This window comes from Microcoleus sp. PH2017_05_CCC_O_A, from assembly GCF_020738785.1.
Taxonomy (GTDB): Bacteria; Cyanobacteriota; Cyanobacteriia; order Cyanobacteriales; family Microcoleaceae; genus Microcoleus.
This window is the reverse complement of sequence record NZ_JAEQCB010000005.1, coordinates 25,231-42,929: the sequence shown is the minus strand read 5'-3', so window position 1 is coordinate 42,929 and position 17,699 is coordinate 25,231. Positions and strand designations below refer to the sequence as shown.

Annotated in this window: 17 protein-coding genes and 1 tRNA gene; 4 read left to right on the top strand and 14 right to left on the bottom strand. The window is 45.3% G+C overall.

Annotated features, from left to right (window positions below; all coding sequences use genetic code 11):
* Positions 1–58: 58 nt before the first annotated feature.
* From JGK20_RS01530 to JGK20_RS01515, 4 genes are all read right to left on the bottom strand, one after another.
* Positions 59–904 carry a class I SAM-dependent methyltransferase gene (locus tag JGK20_RS01530; protein WP_293190158.1) on the bottom strand — a complete coding sequence of 282 codons (846 nt, stop codon included), beginning with the start codon at positions 902–904 and terminating at the stop codon, positions 59–61.
* 207 nt (positions 905–1,111) lie between these two features.
* Positions 1,112–1,441 (bottom strand): iron-sulfur cluster assembly accessory protein, encoded by a 330-nt coding sequence (locus JGK20_RS01525; RefSeq protein ID WP_293180746.1) that lies wholly within the window; start codon positions 1,439–1,441, stop codon positions 1,112–1,114.
* A gap of 115 nt (positions 1,442–1,556) precedes the next feature.
* Positions 1,557–1,979, bottom strand: coding sequence for a phosphomannose isomerase type II C-terminal cupin domain (locus JGK20_RS01520; RefSeq protein ID WP_293180743.1), 423 nt, complete (start codon positions 1,977–1,979; stop codon positions 1,557–1,559).
* A 303-nt stretch (positions 1,980–2,282) separates the two neighbouring features.
* Positions 2,283–2,432 (bottom strand): hypothetical protein, encoded by a 150-nt coding sequence (locus JGK20_RS01515; protein WP_293180740.1) that lies wholly within the window; start codon positions 2,430–2,432, stop codon positions 2,283–2,285.
* Positions 2,433–3,363: 931 nt separating this feature from the next.
* Between JGK20_RS01515 and murJ the strand changes: the two genes are divergently transcribed.
* Positions 3,364–4,977 (top strand): murein biosynthesis integral membrane protein MurJ, encoded by a 1,614-nt coding sequence (murJ, locus tag JGK20_RS01510; RefSeq protein WP_293218393.1) that lies wholly within the window; start codon positions 3,364–3,366, stop codon positions 4,975–4,977.
* 113 nt (positions 4,978–5,090) lie between these two features.
* Here murJ and JGK20_RS01505 read toward each other — a convergent pair whose 3' ends face one another.
* Positions 5,091–6,038: a phytanoyl-CoA dioxygenase family protein gene (locus JGK20_RS01505; protein ID WP_293208109.1), complete on the bottom strand. Its 948-nt coding sequence runs from the start codon at positions 6,036–6,038 to the stop codon at positions 5,091–5,093.
* 1,093 nt (positions 6,039–7,131) lie between these two features.
* On the opposite strand from JGK20_RS01505, the gene JGK20_RS01500 reads away from it, so the two are divergent.
* Positions 7,132–7,392 carry a hypothetical protein gene (locus tag JGK20_RS01500; protein ID WP_293180731.1) on the top strand — a complete coding sequence of 87 codons (261 nt, stop codon included), beginning with the start codon at positions 7,132–7,134 and terminating at the stop codon, positions 7,390–7,392.
* 76 nt (positions 7,393–7,468) lie between these two features.
* Here the strand turns inward: JGK20_RS01500 and JGK20_RS01495 are convergent, their stop codons facing one another.
* The 3 genes from JGK20_RS01495 to moaC form a co-directional block, all read right to left on the bottom strand.
* A complete protein-coding gene (locus JGK20_RS01495; protein WP_293180728.1) occupies positions 7,469–7,771 on the bottom strand; it encodes a DUF3181 family protein in 303 nt (100 codons plus the stop codon).
* Positions 7,772–7,833: 62 nt separating this feature from the next.
* A complete protein-coding gene (locus JGK20_RS01490) occupies positions 7,834–8,091 on the bottom strand; it encodes a 2TM domain-containing protein (RefSeq protein ID WP_293157023.1) in 258 nt (85 codons plus the stop codon).
* An 87-nt stretch (positions 8,092–8,178) separates the two neighbouring features.
* Positions 8,179–8,700, bottom strand: coding sequence for a cyclic pyranopterin monophosphate synthase MoaC (moaC, locus tag JGK20_RS01485; RefSeq protein ID WP_293180725.1), 522 nt, complete (start codon positions 8,698–8,700; stop codon positions 8,179–8,181).
* Between the two features lie 78 nt (positions 8,701–8,778).
* Between moaC and JGK20_RS01480 the strand changes: the two genes are divergently transcribed.
* A tRNA-Arg gene (locus tag JGK20_RS01480) sits at positions 8,779–8,852 on the top strand.
* Between the two features lie 339 nt (positions 8,853–9,191).
* Here JGK20_RS01480 and JGK20_RS01475 read toward each other — a convergent pair.
* The 3 genes from JGK20_RS01475 to JGK20_RS01465 all read right to left on the bottom strand — a co-directional run bounded on the left by JGK20_RS01475 (position 9,192) and on the right by JGK20_RS01465 (position 13,781).
* Positions 9,192–10,436, bottom strand: a complete 1,245-nt coding sequence (locus JGK20_RS01475) for an MFS transporter (protein WP_293190156.1) — start codon at positions 10,434–10,436, stop codon at positions 9,192–9,194.
* Positions 10,437–10,672: 236 nt separating this feature from the next.
* Positions 10,673–11,860: a glycosyltransferase family 4 protein gene (locus JGK20_RS01470; RefSeq protein ID WP_293180719.1), complete on the bottom strand. Its 1,188-nt coding sequence runs from the start codon at positions 11,858–11,860 to the stop codon at positions 10,673–10,675.
* Positions 11,861–12,092: 232 nt separating this feature from the next.
* A complete protein-coding gene (locus JGK20_RS01465) occupies positions 12,093–13,781 on the bottom strand; it encodes a DUF2079 domain-containing protein (RefSeq protein WP_293229008.1) in 1,689 nt (562 codons plus the stop codon).
* Positions 13,782–13,869: 88 nt separating this feature from the next.
* Here JGK20_RS01465 and JGK20_RS01460 point away from each other — a divergent pair, with 88 nt between their 5' ends.
* Positions 13,870–15,108 carry a histidine kinase gene (locus tag JGK20_RS01460; RefSeq protein ID WP_293229006.1) on the top strand — a complete coding sequence of 413 codons (1,239 nt, stop codon included), beginning with the start codon at positions 13,870–13,872 and terminating at the stop codon, positions 15,106–15,108.
* 206 nt (positions 15,109–15,314) lie between these two features.
* Here the strand turns inward: JGK20_RS01460 and JGK20_RS01455 are convergent, their stop codons facing one another.
* The 3 genes from JGK20_RS01455 to JGK20_RS01445 are packed head-to-tail and all read right to left on the bottom strand — an operon-like array spanning position 15,315 to position 17,515.
* A complete protein-coding gene (locus JGK20_RS01455) occupies positions 15,315–16,175 on the bottom strand; it encodes an RNA polymerase sigma-70 factor (RefSeq protein ID WP_293211082.1) in 861 nt (286 codons plus the stop codon).
* 3 nt (positions 16,176–16,178) lie between these two features.
* Positions 16,179–16,802 (bottom strand): NAD(P)H-dependent oxidoreductase, encoded by a 624-nt coding sequence (locus JGK20_RS01450; RefSeq protein WP_293211084.1) that lies wholly within the window; start codon positions 16,800–16,802, stop codon positions 16,179–16,181.
* A gap of 32 nt (positions 16,803–16,834) precedes the next feature.
* The gene (locus tag JGK20_RS01445; RefSeq protein ID WP_293211086.1) at positions 16,835–17,515 is read right to left on the bottom strand and encodes a hypothetical protein; all 681 of its coding nucleotides are present in this window, start codon (positions 17,513–17,515) and stop codon (positions 16,835–16,837) included.
* Between the last annotated feature and the right edge of the window lie 184 nt (positions 17,516–17,699).

Below are 17,699 nucleotides of genomic sequence, written 5' to 3'. Positions count from 1 at the left end.
GTTTTTTTAACGAACCGCGAAGACGCGAAGGACACGAAGAAAGAGAAGAGAAAAAGTGCTAAAGTTTTTTGGCAATATGAAATGCTGAAATATAGGAAGCTTTGATGATATTTTCGCAGTTTTTTGCTAACGCTTCCCGCAAACTTGCCAACAAAGAATTTTTCGTGCCATCGTCTAGCGCGATGTACTCTGAGTAAGTCTGCAAAAGATTCAGATAATCCTCAATGCTGTAGGTAATTTCACATACTAACTGTTCGTAAATTAAATCCTCGTACAGGCCTGAGTCGATGATATTTTGTCCGAGTTCTTTGATACTTTCTGCTTGATTGGCTCTTTCTTTGGCATGATATACTGCTAGAGACGGAGCTTGATTTTGATAAACTTCATCCAAAACTCGGTAAACTTCATCTTCTGGCAAAACTCCGGCATTCCAGAGCAAAATCAATGAACCTTTATCTTTTAATACGGCGGCCGTTTTTTGATAGCGAATCTCCGGTGACACCCAATGAAAAGAAGTCGCCGCCAGTACAGCATTGAATTTATCAGCTTCTAATTCCCACTCTTCCAAAGTTTGATTTTTAATTTCTACAGATGGATAAGTTGCACAGTTTTGTTGTGCTAGCTGACAAGCTGGCTGACTGGGTTCGAGACAAAGCATTGCAAAACCTAATTCCGCAAACGGAACAGTGGCTATTCCGGGGCCACATCCGATTTCAAGAATGTTGGCATTTGAGGGGAGTTCGGCTAATTCAACAACGCGATTAATTAGTTGTTGAGGATAGCGCGGTCTAGTTTTGTGGTAGAAACCTGCGATTTGGCTGTACCAATTTTTTCGCTGTTCGTAACTGTAGGTGGCGATATATTCGCTATACCAATCTTGGGGTTTTTCTGATTTATTTGCCATTGTTAAATCTTTCTTTTCTCTTCTCCTCTCTTCCTTCGCGTCCTTTGCGTCTTCGCGGTTCGTTCAAACTACTTATATTAAAATGCGAGATTATCCTTCAGTTTCAGCTTCTGTAAAAATTGGCGGTCACAGTTCACAAATTGGCAATTCCCAACCAGGAAAAAGTTCTGATACCGTCAAAATATCTCCATTACCCAGAACAGTTGATTATTCTTTAGCAGAAAAGGAGTTGCCGCAGCTACAGCTTTGGGCTGCATTGGGATTGTGGAATCGGAAACCTCCGCCCATCAAGTCTTCTGAATAATCTAAGGTGAGCTCGTTGAGATATTTTAAGTGCTGGGGGTCGATCGCAACTTGAACTCCCTCGGACTCGCAGAGAGTGTCTTCTGGGACGGGTGCATCGTCAAATGCCATTGTATAAGACAAACCGGAACAGCCGCTCGATTCCACGCCCAGACGAAACAAAGCATTCGGGTTCGGATACTTTGACTTGAGGCGCTTTACTTCTGTCGCTGCTGTTTTGCTTAGATGAATCATTAATTTTATTTGGTTACTGGTTACTGGTTATTGGTTACTGGTTATTGGTTACTGGTTACTGATTGGTGCGAATAACAAATAACAAATAACAAATAACAAATAACCAGTTTATAGGTTATTTAGCCTTAGATTCTGTCCGCGCATAATCGTCTTGAAAGCGCACAATATCATCTTCTCCGAGATATTCACCATTCTGCACTTCAATTAAAACCAGGGGAATCACTCCCGGATTTTCCAGACGGTGAGAAATACACTGTGGAACATAGGTAGACTGATTTGTAAATAGAACTTCTTCGGTTTCGCCACAAGTAACTTTTGCAGTACCGGAAACTACGATCCAGTGTTCGCTGCGGTGGTGGTGCATTTGCAGGCTGAGGCGGTGTCCCGGCTTGACTTCGATCCGCTTAATTTTGTATCCCGGGCCTTCTTCAAGTGTTGTAAAAGAACCCCACGGGCGTGATTCTGTAGCGGAAATTCCGTTGGGTGCAGCAGATGCGAGCAGAGTTAATGTTTGAGAAAGTTCTTGAGTTTGAACCATGATTTTTTACTCCTTCGGGATTGCTTGTTGAAGCCTTTAGTAAACGATGTTGGTTTTTGAGGTGAGCTAATTAGTTGTTAAAATCGAACCTCACCTGCGCGGAAGGGTTAGCGAACTGTACATTTTACTGTGAAATCTGCTCTTCCCGATCGACCAGCCTTAACAACCATAGCAAAATCACTATATTAGTTGTCACCTGTGATGGGTGCGATCGGCCAAATCTACATCAAATCTTCATCTGGGAGTGCTGATTCTTTATTTAATGGGAACATTTTATAAGATTTATGGTTGTTTTGGATTTTTTTAACCGCAGAGGGCGCAGAGGGCGCAGAGGAAGAGCGGATGTAGCGATTTGATCCTATCACTGTTCAGCTCCCGATCGTGTCCAGCTTCATTCGGCGCGATCGCAGCTTGAATATCCTCTAGATGTGAGTCGCTATCACAATTACTCATCTCTCTTCTCTTCCTCTGCGCTCTCTGTGGCCTCTGCGGTTAAAAAAATCCAAATATCTAATTTATCAATTAATTACCAACAAACTGTTTTTTACTTATTTATGAACAGGCAAGATGCCTATTGCTGACAATGGCGTAACATCTCAGCTTTAACTATTTTTTCACCGTCACTCGATCGCACAAGCTTTGATTTTTTAGTGGATCTACCCAATGCAGTATATCCACATATAATACATGATACTAGGTCAGGGTAAGCGCACCTCAAACGCAGTTTCCATCTAGATTGTAGGACTGCTACTTTGAGAGAGTTCAGGGAGCGCTGCGACTAATACCTTCACCATATAGAACTCATTTGACATCTTTTCTTGACCGATAAGGCTTGCAAGTAAGCCGTTTGGTATAACTCAATAAACTGTTGACGATAGCTGCGTAACCAACTCTAGCAAAACAGCCAAAATTCATAGATCGCAAGGCTTGCAGTTATAGCAATAGATCTCAAATGAGTTCTATGAGGCTTTGTAGATCTTAAGACCTACAAGTAGGCAAAGCCAATTGATAGTTCTGGCGTTTATGTACCCTTAACTGTCGTTTTTTTTAGGGTGCATTTATTATGTTGATTAACTAAGTTTTTTCGTAATTGCTCACCCCCCCTACGGACAAAAATAAAATCTCTGAAACCCTTTGTAGGCAAGTATTGCAAAGTTTGAACACAATTATTTCATTTTTCAGTTTCGATCGCTAAAACCCTCATTCTGTCCTTGATTTTATTGAAGAAGAAGCTTTTTGCTTAAAATTCACAATCTGAAACTGTCTCGCTTGAGGCAGTTTCAGGGGAGGGAGGGTAGTTGACCAATTACAATTCATGTTACGATCGTCCAGATTTGCTATTAAACTTAGCAAAGCCTTTTAGCACTAGCGTTTGTAACCATTTGTGTCTGAAACCCAGAAGCCCTCTCGTTCCCTAGCAGGGATTGCCGGTATTGTCGCAGTCGCCACTCTGATTAGCAAAGTCTTCGGATTGGTGCGCCAAATTGCGATCGCAGCAGCCTTTGGAGTCGGTGTCGCCGTCGATGCCTACAACTACGCCTACGTCATCCCCGGTTTCCTATTTATTTTACTGGGAGGCATTAACGGGCCATTTCACAGCGCGATCGTCAGCGTTTTAGCCCGCCGCGACAAAAAAGAAGCTGCACCCTTAGTCGAGACAATCACCACATTAGTTGGCGGCATATTGCTGTTGGTAACAATCGCTTTAATTATTTTTGCAGATCAGGCGATCGATTTAGTAGCACCCGGGTTAAATAGAACAGCAGAAGGTTTAGAAATCAAAGCAATAGCCGTCCAACAATTTCGGATTATGGCGCCGATGGCATTGCTTTCAGGCTTAATCGGCATTGGTTTCGGCACACTCAACGCCGCCGATATGTACTGGCTTCCTTCGATCAGCCCTTTATTTTCCAGCGTTGCACTTGTCGGCGGTTTAGGAATTCTCGCGCTACAACTCGGAGAAAAAATTACTCAGCCACAATACGCACTAATCGGTGGCTTAGTATTAGCTTGGGGAACTTTAGCAGGAGCAGTTTTGCAGTGGTTAGTGCAACTGGCGGCGCAGTGGCGCGCGGGATTGGGAAAATTGCGTTTGCGGTTTAATTTTAAACGCCCCGGAGTGCAAGAAGTAGTTAAGGTGATGGTTCCTGCTACCTTATCCTCGGGAATGCTGCAAATTAACGTTTATACTGACTTGTTTTTCGCATCCTACATCCCTCAAGCTGCATCTGCCATGGGCTACAGCGGCTTGTTGGTTATGACTCCTTTAGGCATTATTTCTAATGTAATTTTAGTACCATTTTTGCCAATATTTTCTCGCCTTGCCGAACCCAAAGACTGGCAGGAATTAAAAGATAAAATTCGTCAAGCTTTAATTTTGACTGCGCTGACAATGATGCCCTTAAGCGCTTTAATGGTGACACTGGCTACACCCATCGTCCGCATTGTTTACGAACGCGGTGCTTTTAATCTGTCAGCCTCGCAGTTTGTCATACCGATATTGATGGCTTACGGTATTGGAATGTTTGTGTATTTGGGCCGCGACGTTTTGGTACGGGTATTTTATGCCTTGGGAGACGGGGAAACCCCTTTTCGTGTCAGTATTATCAATATCTTTTTAAATGGGCTGCTGGATTATTTGTTAGTAGGAGCTTTCGGCGCGCCCGGATTAGTTTTGGCGACGGTGGGAGTGAATCTAGTTTCGATGATTATGTTTTTGTACTTATTAGATAAAAAGCTGGGTGGCTTGCCTTGGGGGGAGTGGAGTTTGCCTTTTTTGGGGTTAGCTTGTGGTAGTTCTCTAACTGCTTTCGTGTCCTTGGCTACTCTGCAAGGCTGTCAAAGAGTTTTGGGTACTGAAGGTTTGGTAATTCAATTAGTGCAGTTGAGTGTGGCGAGTTTGGCAGGGTTGGGAGTTTTTGCCATTTTTGTGCATCAGATGAAGTTGCCGGAAGTTGAGATGTTTGTCGATCGCATTCGCGGCCGTTTTGGTAGATAATATAGTTTCTGTTGGCATCTGAATCATGTTTTAGGAGCGTCCCACTGCCCCAGAGAATAATCTAAAAAGTCTCGACAGACAGACAAGACTTCCTGATTGACGAGGTTGACTTGCTAGCAACCCAAAGCCTCGTGAATGTTGCCGTAGTCGTTAATGGTATACTCTATTTGCAGCATCAAGCGCGGTTTCTCAGTTGGCTGCGTTCCTCTGTGAAAGCAAAGGGGATTTTCTACAAACCCAAAACCAGCTTTGCCACAGACATTCACCACATTTTCAGCGCCGTAATATTCAACAATCTTTTCGTCATCGATGTCTGCACAGCGCGTACTTATAAGCTGGTGCATCAACTTTTTGCCTTTGTGAGTTCCAGAAACATAAGTGTGCGGCCCGCTGAACATATCGACATCGGTAAGGTAGAAAAAAAACTTAATGAACCGATAGTCGTCTAAATCGTAGTGAAATACTTGGGCTGCCTTGCGTTGCTGGATGTGGTTTTCTGCTGGAACTGGGAAACTCCACGATATTTCGCTGCCCATGTGTACTGGTTCGGCACCCAGAAATTTAGCTGCAATAGCCAGTATGCCGGGGTCTTTTTCCAGTTCTTTCAGGGTTGAAGACTGGTTTCCGTTACTCATATAGCTGCAAACGCGGGCATTTTTGGGTAAGTCCGCACCTACTTTTTCTGTTCCTTTGTAGTGGTAGGGACGGTTGGCATCTCTGTTAATGTAGCCAACTGTAGAACTGGCAAATTTCAAAAGTTCTTGAACTGTATCTTCGGGTAGCTGAAGATTTTGATAACAACTATCGGTTTCGATCGTAGCAGCGATCGCATCTACATCCAACTTTCCCAGAACTGAAGCATTTTCTTGACTGATAACATGAGATTTAGCTGGACGCTTCAATAACATCGTTGCCCAGTCGCGTACAATCTCGAAACGAGCAAATTTACGCATCAAAAATAGTCGAGGGTTTTGAATCAGACATTGATAGTTTTTGACGAAATAATTGGCAAGCTTGTACCCGAAGCTTTCCGATTTCTGAATCACGCTTGTTGTGTTCATAGTTTGCGGTAGTTTTGTACAAAATTTGTTATTGTAGCTTGCACCTGTGATCTTTTTGTGATTGTAAGCTGTCTTTGTTTGCAAAAAAAAGAGATATAAAAGTTTTAGAGTTTGCCAATACTTTAGCAAACAAACTTTTAGGTCTCAAGACTTACGCATGAACCACAAAAAACATAGAGTTGAGATTGCGATGCACAGCAAAGAATGACAGATATGCGTTTTCTTGCGTAAGTCCTATATCTGTCACTTGCATTGTTCTAACCTGATTGTTTTACGTTGTCAAGTAAAACAGATTTTTTAATTATTGTTGCTCTCGATCGAGTCCATGCTTGAATTCGACTGTCTTGAATGTATTTACGGCTGGTTATTTCGCGATATCTGCTCTTGATACGATCTGAACTTATGTGTTGCTTTGTTTTAAGAAATGTTATCAGAGCGGTTTCAGTGTAGTGCCGTAAAGATATTCAGTGGAGACAAGTCAATGCCTTGTTTTTAAAGGATTTCAGGCGATCGCAAACCTCTATAATTGCGCGAGCAAATTCTGGCAAACCGCTATCTTAAAAAAATGTAAAAATATTGGGTGGCATTCCCGACAAGCCTCCCCATAGCATTTTTGATTGCAAAAATTACGCTGGATGTGACAATTAAATCTCTGGTGTCCGGGGCTATAAGGTGTATTTTTAAACTTCTCCTTCAAATTTAGATCCGCCTTGCATCCCCCTTAAAAAGAGGGACAAAAGAGGATCTTGCTTCACTCTTTTTTAGCTGTCAATTAAGTAAATGAGTATGAAAATATACAAGTATTCAAATAGCGATCGAGACGAAGTGAAGTGAAGTCAAGCAATTGCTCCCTGACACCCATACACATTCTGTTACACCGCACCGATTTATTGGCGCCTACTTACTTAGTCCCATTTTGTTTAATATTTACGATCGCGCCACCGCCCCACCATTCCCTAAATTCACCGCGATCAATAATCAGAAAAATATAAATAATTGTAAATAAGCGAACTCAATCACAGACAGTGCGATCGCACTTTGCTAATTTCCTAGTAATTAAAAGCCTAGGGTGCCATCAGCTACGAGATAGAAGTTGCAAAATGATAGTTTAATTTGCGGTAGCGGTAACAATCTATTTGTCTTAGAAGCCGATGGAGGATTTGATACGATCGCTGATTTTACCGTCAATCGAGATTCGATCGCACTAACCGATGGTTTGAGTGTTAGCCAGTTGGGAATAACTCAAAATACTCAGGGAACTCCGATCGAAAACCTCTTGACAGGGGAGCAGTTAGGTGTGATGGTTGGAGTAAGTGCGAATGCGATTACCCCTGCTAATTTCTGGTTGATTTAGGCAAATAATGAAAAGTGCGATCGCCCTTAAGTCAAATTAAGGGCGATCGCACTTAAATCCCAATCAATAATTGAGATCACATATCCCGTTGAAATTCCTCAAGAACATCCATCAATTGCACTTGACACTGCATCGGAATCAAATCTGCCAGCGGCACTTCCCGCTTACCGCCACCGAGCTTAACTGAAATACCTTGCAAAACTCGTGCAACTTTGTCATCATTTAAACTGCCATCTTCCAGCATCGGGTAAAGTTGTTGGGCAACAACGGTATGCAGGTGGGCATCACGGAGATATAAATGCCACTTGGCAATGTCAATGTAGACATTTTCGCCGATTTGGGCGGCTAAGGATTCGATCGCAACTGTAGTATTAGCCATATCTAAAAAAGCAAATTATTTGTGCTGGATTAAAACAGTTAACAAATCGCCGACAACTCCCTTCAACCAGAATCTTTGGTTAAAGGCGAATAATCGGCGATCGCAAAAATGAAAATCGCGTGGGCCAAAACTACTAGAGCCCATACACCCGTCACTGTAACTGCCCAAGGCCAATCAGCCTTTTGCAAATTTTGAACAAACCACAAACCAGAATTGGAAGCAGAAAAAAGACCGACGTGGATCGCAAAATTCATGCGATCGTCTAATTGACGGTACTCAGGGTCTTTGCGATCGGGTTTGCGGGGCCAACGAGGAGGCATAGTTTTTCACTTGATGTTAGTAGTTCTGTGCCTATTTTAAGCATAAGTGCTACTTTTTGAATTCTGCCTCCCCCCAAGGCCGGAACTTTATCCCTCTAAATTTTGATAGTCTCCCGATTTGCCGCCGCTTTTGCTTACCAGTCGAATCGATTCAATGGCGATCGACTTGGACAACCCCTTAGCCATATCGTACAGAGTCAGCGCTGCAATCGAAACCGCCGTCATCGCCTCCATTTCCACACCAGTTTCGCCCTTAATTTTCACCGTCGCCCGAATTTGATACCCCGGCAACCCAGCATCCGGTATCACCTGCACTTCCACGCTGCTAATGGGCAGAGGGTGACACAGAGGAATCAGATTCGCCGTCTGCTTAGCCGCCATAATTCCAGCCAGCCTTGCAGTGCCCAATACATCGCCTTTCGGCGCATTCCCCGCTTCGATCGCCGCAAACGTCTCCGGCAGCATCCGCACCCGCGCCGCAGCCACAGCTTGGCGCACAGTTGCCACTTTCGCCGAAACATCCACCATTTGGGCTTCCCCGCTGTTGTCGAGGTGAGTTAGCTGCGCGCGATCGGGCAATTTAGAAAAAGTTTCGGAAAGGTCTTGCATTATTTTAGTAAAGGTGTTACTGTTAGATTCTGTGAGAAAAGAACTTAATCAATTTTAGATTAAGTCTGAACTCGACAGGGGCTTGTAGCTTAGTTGGATAGAGTGCATGGCTACGAACCATGAGGTCGGGGGTTCGAATCCCTCCAAGCCCATTATCAAAAGCGACGCATCTTACAGTATTTTGTAGGGTGCGTTTGTTGTTTAAAGTTGCCAAGTGCGATCGACAACAGACAAGATTCCAAAAATAGCTAAGACGGGCTCTCCGGCCCATTCCACAAAACTTTTTTCTTGTGGGATGGGCCGGAGAGCCCGTCCCGAGACGAAGAGAGGAACGAAGCAATCGCAGAGTCTATTTTTCACATCGCTTTTACTATCTTGAGATCTTATCTAAACTGTATCGGACAATAAACAAGATTGCAAAAATAGCTAAGACGGGCAAGATGCCCATTCCATTTTTTTGTGGGATGGGCATCTTGCCCGTCCCCATCCTGTCACCTATTCAAAGCATAAACATCTTTGCCACGCCCGATCGCAAATTTAAGCGAATGAGACAAATTCTTGCTACACAAAGTAACAAAAATCAGCAAAGCCAAAGCAGCCAGAACAGCCGCCAAACCAAACATATTCCTGTAGCCAACTTGTTCAGCAACAAAACCCAAAGTCGGGCCAGCAAGCGCAATCCCCAAATCAAACCCACCAATACAAATCGAAAACAAACGACCTCTTTCTTGAGGTTCGCACCTATCCGACATCAGCGTCACCATCATTGGCATAACAGTACCGCCAGCCGTACCTTCAACCAAAGCCGCGATTAAAAAAGCACCGCTGCTGTTAGCAAAATACAACAATAACATAGACACGGCGTAACAGATTAAGCCGCCAGAAATAAACAAGCCGCGGCCGTATTTGTCCGAAGCCCGCCCCGTCACCAACCGCAAACTGAAACTGGCGATAGCCGCCGTAGAATAAAATAATCCCGGATTCAAATTAACCTTAGTTTCTTGGATAAACAAAGGCATAAAAGTGCTCAAAGTTCCGAATACCAAACCAACCAGCAATAGCACCAAAGCCGGAATCCGCACCCGGGGATTCCACAGCATTTGCCAGTATTTTTGGCTGTTTTTGTCCTCAGATAGCGAGTCAGACTTTGTTAACTCAGCGAAATTCGGTTCCACAACTTTGGTGGTAATAAATAAAGCTGTGGTGGCGAAAGCCGCCGACATCGCAAACAAAGCAGGATAACCAATCCCAGCTTGAATAAATCCGCCCATCGCAGGGCCAAATGCCAAACCGATAGGGGCGGCCAAACTCATATAACCAATTAATTCGCCCCGCTTTCCTGGTGGCGACAAATCTGTCACCAAAGCGCTGTAAGCTGTAGTAAAAGCGGCGATACTAATGCCGTGAAAAGCCCGGAGAAACAACAGTAATGGGACAGATTGAGCTAACAGGTAGCCGATAGGGGCAAGTGCAGCGACAGACACGCCTAGCAGCAAAACTTGTTTGCGCCCCCGGCTGTCGGCTATTTTACCCAACTGCGGCCTCGATAGCAAAAGCCCGATCGCAAATGCACCCATCACAAAACCAATTTGCTGCTTGCTACCGCCCACAGATTGAACGTACAGCGGCAAAGTTGGCAGCAGCGAAGCCAAACTACACCAGAATAGCAAGCCTGCGGTGAATAAAGTTACCAAGCTGCGTTTGGGTTGGGGTTCGATGTCCCTAAAAATATTCAAGATGCGAATTCCCTGTAAATTTTCTGATTACCAATTAGCAATTGCCAATTCCCATTACCAATTACCAATTACCAATTACCAATTACCAATTACCAATTACCAATTACCAATTCAGTAACTTGAGAATTGCCACATTTGTTTCTGTAAACTGTCAACCCTTCGACAAACTCAGCGCAAGCTGTCAACTATCAACTGCAAACTGTCAACTGTCAACTGTCAACTGTCAACTGTCTGTTTTACCAATCAACCTCGGCCCTTTCCTCCACCACGCGCTGATAAACCCACTCGGTTTCCATTGCCAACTTCGGCCAACTAAATCGACGTTCCAAATCCTCATAAGCATTGTCAACCAACCATCGCCCATAACCAGGATTTCTCAGTACCTCCAAAATCCCCCAGGCCAAAGAATCGCGATTGTTAGCCTCAGTAACAACACCAGTTTTTGTATGCTGCACCACCTCCGGTAAGCCACCCGCATTCGACACCACCACAGGTACTCTTGCAGCAAAGCTTTCTAATGCTACAATCCCAAAAGGTTCGTAAAGACTGGGGAAAACCGCGCAGTCAGCCACCGTCTGGAATTTGTCGAGATGTTCCTCAAACATGAAACCCGTAAAATAACACTTATTCCAAATTCCTAAATTCCAAGCCATAACTTTGAGATGGTCTGTATTGCCACCACCAACAATAACAATTTTTGCGTTACCCCCCATTTCCCTAATTACTTGAGGTGCTGCATTGAGAAATACAGCAATGCCTTTTTCGTAGCTAATTCTGCCTACATAATAAACTATTTTTTCGTCGTCTGCTGCAAACTTGCGGCGGAAATCCATCGCGTCAAATTCGTCCCTGCGCGGCTTTTTTTCCGATCTAATTCCGTTGTAAATTACCTCTATTTTGTTCCACGGAGTCGATAGTACAAGTTCGGCTTCCCGCCGCATATAGTCGCTGCAAACAATGACGCGCCAAGCGTTATAAGCGAGGTCGTTTTCCTTGGCGTTAATGTAGCGCTGCCCGTCATTGTGGAGACCGCTGAAGCGCCCGTATTCGGTGGCGTGGATGGTGGCAATTAGCGGTACTTTAAAGGTATGCTTGAGGGCGATCGCCGCATCTCCCACCAGCCAATCGTGAGCGTGGATCAAATCAAAGGGGCCTTCTTCTAGCATTAGTTTGCCGCCTTGGTGCCCCATGCTTTGGTTGAGGTTCGCCACCCAGTGAAAAAAGTCCTTGGCGTGCCCGACTACTACACGATGCACCTCTATTCCTTCAACCACTTCGTACATCGGCGCGTGACCGAACTCTACTGTAATTAAGTGAATCGAGTGCCCTAGCTTCACCAATTCTGGATACAGTTCCGATACGTGGCGGGCGATACCGCCGACTATTCTGGGAGGAAACTCCCATGCCAATACCAAAATTTTCATCTTTCTCCCCTCCTAAGAATTTATATATCTTAATGTTTATTGTTGACTACTTTATTGTATGATCCACAGCCTAAAATGTTGATCGATCGCAAATCTATGGCCGAGGGCTGACTTTTGGCAGCAACAAGGACGGAAAATTATGCAGAAACCGGGTGTTTGCAGCAATTGCTCTCTGGCCCGGTTTCTGGAATATTTGGCCTAAACCGACAGTTTCGGGCGATCGCCCGCACCCTCAAGATTGCTTCAAAATCGGTTCCAACTCGCGGCGAAAACGATCCCAAGCAGCCACCGATGCAGAATTAGAAGCAGCGCCCTGACGCATTAAAATCGCACCGTCTTCAAAGCCAACAATTCCGTAGTCTCCAGATTTGGACATTCGATCGATCGCTGGCACGATTTGCTGCAACTGTCCGCGTTCCCGGCGAAACGCAGGTTGATACTGCTGCAACTGCCACATATCGGCAATTACATATTCCATCTTCACTGCCTCTCCCGCATCATTCCGCAGTTCAAACATCGGAAACCGGAGAATTTCCCGGCGGCTTGACAAAATCGGCACAATAGTATTCGTTGCAGCCACGCTAGCATTATCAGGAATTTGAGCTAACAGCGGGCGCACTTGAGACACGTGCTGCCACTGTCTGATGAGAGGAACCTGCACCCAAGGATCGATCGCATCGGGCAAAATAAACGAAAAAGTCCGATTAGGATTAGACGTGAAGGTAAAAAATAGCGACAAGCAGATGCAAAACCCCCAAAAGCGGCGAAACTGCGAAGACGAAGGGAAAGGAAACACCGCATTCGGAAAACGCAAAATTGTTTGTTCTCCCCTTTTAATTCTATCTTCTTCCTTTTGACGGCCAGCCCACCACAGGATTGCCCCATAAAACAGCCCCGGAACCACAGTCATCGCATAGCGAATATTAATTGCCAGCACAGATTCTCCTTTAGCTAAAAATAGCTTTAGCAGCGGGAAACCTGCGATCGTCCAAGATGCGGGCGCTACGGCAGGAACCAAAGCTAACGGCAACCACTGACCAAGTAGGTATCTAATCTTACCAAAAAAGGGCGTAAATAGCTCAGTCACCAACCGCCCGGGATTGCTAACCATTCCCCAAATAATTTCAAGAGTCGAAGCTTCATCACCATCAGCATATTGACCGAAGCGCTCCATCATAAACCGCTCGGAAATATCAGCAGAAAACAAAGGCATAATCAGATTTGTCAAAGCAATCATGTAACCAAAACTGAGAATGCACACAGCCAAGCCAGTCAGAGGATAGCGCCGACTCAAAATCATGTAAGCCCCCACCCCAAACAACACAACTCCCCCATCTTCTCGCACGGCTAACATTAAAGTTGCGAGAATCCCAAACAGCGGCCACCAGCGCTTCTCCATCGCCAGCAACAAGCCAAAAACATAAAGCGGAGTTTGGCAAGAATCATGAAAATTGCCCAAAGTCGGGCCGATAACGGCGTTAGCTGCGTAATAGCTCACGACAATTGTCGCCGACAGTCGCGGTTCTAGATAGTGTCTGGCGAGAGCGTACAGGACTAAACCAGCCGCCGTAATTAAAGTCACCTGCAACACCGTCAAAGTAACAGGAGAGGGGAACAGCGAGTAAATTGGCAGCCACAGCATCAGCGCTGGGGTGAAATGCTGCCCCAACCGATAGTAAGATACAGACGGGAGCTGATTTTGGTGAACCACGTTAGTGGACAAAGCCGAAGACAGGGAACTCTCAAACAAGTGACCCCGAGTGCCGTTCCAAAAAAGTTGATTGAAAATGCCTTGGTCGTATGTAGCGTAAAAGCTGTAGTAGCGGTGCAGCGTCAGCAGCAGGCACAGCACAAAAAAAGCCGCCGCCACTTGAACCACTACCCGCAGCGACTCATTTTTCTTCCATCTCAAAAATGTCATTGGCCCGCCGTAATGAAATCATCGGACAATAGCATAAATCTAAAGTAAGTATTAAATTAAAGTAGAAGTGAAATAACTCGGCTCGGCAATGGTCAATTATTTTCACCCGATCGAAAAAGTCAACAGCGTCAATCCAACATCCGGCAACGACGACACCGACTGTTCTCCCGAACAGCCGACCAATCCTGCACCGCTTTTACAGCTTTTGCTGTTCGTAGACAAGCGTCCCTCTTCCAGGGAACAGACCAGACACATCCGCAAGTCCCTACAGGCTTTGAAGGCAGAGTGCGACTTTGAGCTTCAAGTCATCGACGTAGGAGAACAGCCGGATTTAGCCGAACACTTTAAACTTGTAGCCACTCCCTCGCTGCTCAAAATTCATCCCGATCCCCGACAAACTCTCGCCGGCAGCAATTTGATCGCCCAACTCGAACATTGGTGGCCCCGCTGGAAGCGTTCTGTAGAAGAATACGCAGCTCAGCAGCAGTCTACCTCGGCTCTGGCTGCCAATCTGGCCCACCCAAAACCCATCTATTCGGTTGCTTGCGCCACCGAACTCGTGCAGCTTGCGGATGAAGTTTTTCGGCTCAAACAGGAAAAAGAACACCTGCAAGAGCAGTTGCAGTTGAAAGACAGGATTATTGCGATGCTGGCTCACGACTTGCGAAATCCCTTAACGGCCGCATCTTTGGCTTTGGAGACTTTGGAGTCAAATCAGAAGGTAAAGGAGGGGCAAAAGTCCCGTTTGACACCGACTCTGGCGGCTCATTTGATGAAACAAGCCCGCCGCCAAATCCGAATTGTCGATCGCATGATTACAGATATCCTGCAAGCAGCACGGGGTACTAACGCTCAACTCCACATGGAACCCAAAAAAATCGAACTGAGGGCGATTTGTCAAGATGTAATCCTGCAATTTCAAGACAAATTTCAGGCTAAAAGTCTGAATTTAGAAACAGACATTCCCGCAGATTTGCCCTTGGTTTATGCCGATCCCGATCGCATCAAACAAGTCATAGTCAACCTGCTGGACAACGCCAGCAAGTACACGCCAGAGCAAGGAACTGTAAGTATTTCCATACTGCACCGCACTGCTTACAAAGTTCAAGTCAGCATTGGTAACAGCGGGCCGGGAATTCCTGAAGAAGATTGTGCGAGCATTTTTGAAGACAGCTATCGCTTGCAGCGAGATAAATCAACAGACGGTTACGGCATTGGGCTGTCTTTGTGCCAAGGCATCATCCGCGCCCACTACGGTCAAATTTGGGTAGACTCAGTACCCGATCGAGGCAGTTGTTTTCACTTTACCCTGCCCATTCAGCGGTAAACAATGCCAATTAAATATCACGAACGGTCGCGAAGAGGGTAGAGAAGTTTTCGCGATCGCGCATTTGCCAGTTGGGCGATCGATCGGCAGAAATTGCAGCCCACATTCCGGCTGAAATAAAGCGGTAGACAACCTTGGCATCCCCACCAATATCTCTCGTCAGTCCGCTCCAGCGCGTTGTTGTGCTGCTGTCACTAACGGCGCGATTATGGCTTTACTGCTTTTAATTTTACCGGATTAACGACTGCAAAGATTGACTGAATACTTTCACCTGCGAAATCAAAGCTGAAAATGCTATGTGGCTTGCCGTCCACAATATTTACAATTCCAGGCTGACCATTTATTTCCACAACTTGAGGGACTAACTCAGGTGTCAATCGGCTGCGTCGAATTGAGATTAGAAAACGAGCTACTTTCAGGCAGCCATGAAACGGTTTTTGGGCTGCTACAACTTTCCCTCCTCCATCCGACAAAAATGTTACATCTTCTGCCATGAGAGCAATAAGTCCCTGTAAATCCCCTTGGTTCCAACAAGTGAGAAATTGCTCGATCGCGGTGTCTTTATCAGGAGAATTAGAGCTAATTGTGGGTCTGCGTAGAGCCAGATGCTGACGAGCACGACGAACAATCTGGCGGCAATTTGAACTACTTTTGCCGACAGTGTTAGCGATCGCCTCATAGTCATAATCGAAAACTTCGCGTAACAGGAAAACGGCTCTTTCAGTTGGGGATAAGCATTCCAGCAGCATGAGAAATGCAAATGAAAGAGATTCTGCTAATTCAGTGCAGTCCTTGGCATCAATTGATTCTGTCATCAGCGGCTCTGGCAGCCATGTGCCTATGTACTGCTCTCGCTTCACGCGGGCGGATCGCAGATGATCGATACACAAACGAGTCACGGTACGTGACAGAAACGCTTTAGGAGACTGCACAATGCTCTTCGTATTCTGCCAGCGAATCCAAGCTTCCTGAACGATATCTTCTGCCTCGGTCACGCTACCCAGCATTCGATAGGCGATCGCAAACATGAGCGATCGATACTGATTGAACAGGTCTAATCGGTTCATAAATTACCAAGTTGCCGCTAAGTTCATCAGCTTGGCGCGTGCCTGTTCAATTGACTGTTGCCGAATTGCATCGGGCATGAACTGATTGGGAACAGCCACAATTGTCATGTCTTCAATGCCAATAAAGCTTAGAATTGCTCGCAAATAGGTTTCACAAAAATTCATACTTCTCATTGGTGTATCGGGCGCAAAATTTCCGGCACTTGGGGTAATCACTAATGCCTTTTTGTCGGTCGCAAGTCCTTCAAAGGTAAAACTGGCTGGATCGAAGGCAAAGGTGCGATTAACTCGAACGATATTATCCACATACGCCTTAAAAGTTGATGGCACACTGAAGTTATACATAGGCACACCAAGTAATACGCGATCGGCCCATAGCAATTCCCCGATCAGTTGCTCGGATTCAGTCAGTGCCGTTTCCATTTCTGAGGTACGACTGTCTGAAGGAACATAGTTCGCAGTTGTCCATAGTTCTGTTGGATGAGCCGGAGGATTCATCCCCACATCTCGCTGTTGGTATCGTCCATCAGGATTGGATTTCTGCCATGTTTGAATAAATTCGTGACTGAGGGTGCGGGAAATTGATTTTTCTAATCGCACACTGGATTGAACTTCAAGTAGTTTCATAGGTACTGTGCCGTAAATTTATGTTCAACGATTTAGCGTTGGAATTGTTGGTAAAGTTGCTCAAACTGCGTCGGATCGAGTTCGCAATCGATAGCATTCATTAAAGTCTCTTGGCTCGCTGCGAGCGGTTGAATACCCTGCTGACAAACTCCGGTCAAAAATGCAATTAGTTCGCTCAATCGGCTAAATTGAGGCTGAGTTGATAAAAATGATTCAGTTACGCTCATCGGCGGCAGTTTTGTCCCGTTGGCACAATAGATGATGGGATTCTCTGGAGCTAAACGCATCATGCAATAAATCGTATTGTTGCCATCAGTCAAGATCGAAAAAGGGAGTAGATCTATTTGGCATCTGCCCAGTTTCAGATGGCGATGTCCTGCCAAGGCGTAATCCAATGGCAAGAATTTGGCAACGATCGCGCGATTTTCCAGTTTCAGATGCACTTCATTCTCTCGACCGGATAACTCTCCATGCCATTTTCCTTTAACCCTGAGTAGTTTTTCCACCAAATTCAACTTTCCTGGCTTGCCAGATAGCCCATTATGCCGTTGATACAGGTCGAAAGCATCCTGGGGAAACTCCCATGAGAATGAAACGATTTGTACCTCAATTTCCGCACGGGTTAATCCGCGCTGTAGGTGGCTGGCAATGTTCGGGGCTGTTTGGGTTAGCACAGTGTCAAAACGATCGAGTATTTCGAGTAGTTCGGGCATGGCGATCGCTCACAGTTAGAGATTGGCTTACTCAATTAAGACGAGAGAGGCACTGGATTTGTGACAAGCCAATACTCACCAAATTTGCTCATCTCAAGATATGCCGGGGGATATGATAAAAACAATAGTTCAATAAAAAGCTTGAAAATTTTTCTAAAAACCTAGCAAGTATAAACATAAGAAT

Bases quoted from the DNA above. Each gene is read 5' to 3' on its own strand.
- JGK20_RS01460 (WP_293229006.1), top strand. From the start codon at position 13,870: ATGGTCAATTATTTTCACCCGATCGAAAAAGTCAACAGCGTCAATCCA.
- JGK20_RS01445 (WP_293211086.1), bottom strand. From the start codon at position 17,515: ATGCCCGAACTACTCGAAATACTCGATCGTTTTGACACTGTGCTAACC.
- moaC (WP_293180725.1), bottom strand. From the start codon at position 8,700: ATGCAAGACCTTTCCGAAACTTTTTCTAAATTGCCCGATCGCGCGCAG.
- JGK20_RS01465 (WP_293229008.1), bottom strand. From the start codon at position 13,781: ATGACATTTTTGAGATGGAAGAAAAATGAGTCGCTGCGGGTAGTGGTT.
- JGK20_RS01515 (WP_293180740.1), bottom strand. From the start codon at position 2,432: ATGAGTAATTGTGATAGCGACTCACATCTAGAGGATATTCAAGCTGCG.
- JGK20_RS01490 (WP_293157023.1), bottom strand. From the start codon at position 8,091: ATGCCTCCTCGTTGGCCCCGCAAACCCGATCGCAAAGACCCTGAGTAC.
- JGK20_RS01470 (WP_293180719.1), bottom strand. From the start codon at position 11,860: ATGAAAATTTTGGTATTGGCATGGGAGTTTCCTCCCAGAATAGTCGGC.
- JGK20_RS01455 (WP_293211082.1), bottom strand. From the start codon at position 16,175: ATGAACCGATTAGACCTGTTCAATCAGTATCGATCGCTCATGTTTGCG.
- JGK20_RS01505 (WP_293208109.1), bottom strand. From the start codon at position 6,038: ATGAACACAACAAGCGTGATTCAGAAATCGGAAAGCTTCGGGTACAAG.
- JGK20_RS01495 (WP_293180728.1), bottom strand. From the start codon at position 7,771: ATGGCTAATACTACAGTTGCGATCGAATCCTTAGCCGCCCAAATCGGC.
- JGK20_RS01520 (WP_293180743.1), bottom strand. From the start codon at position 1,979: ATGGTTCAAACTCAAGAACTTTCTCAAACATTAACTCTGCTCGCATCT.
- JGK20_RS01530 (WP_293190158.1), bottom strand. From the start codon at position 904: ATGGCAAATAAATCAGAAAAACCCCAAGATTGGTATAGCGAATATATC.
- JGK20_RS01525 (WP_293180746.1), bottom strand. From the start codon at position 1,441: ATGATTCATCTAAGCAAAACAGCAGCGACAGAAGTAAAGCGCCTCAAG.
- JGK20_RS01450 (WP_293211084.1), bottom strand. From the start codon at position 16,802: ATGAAACTACTTGAAGTTCAATCCAGTGTGCGATTAGAAAAATCAATT.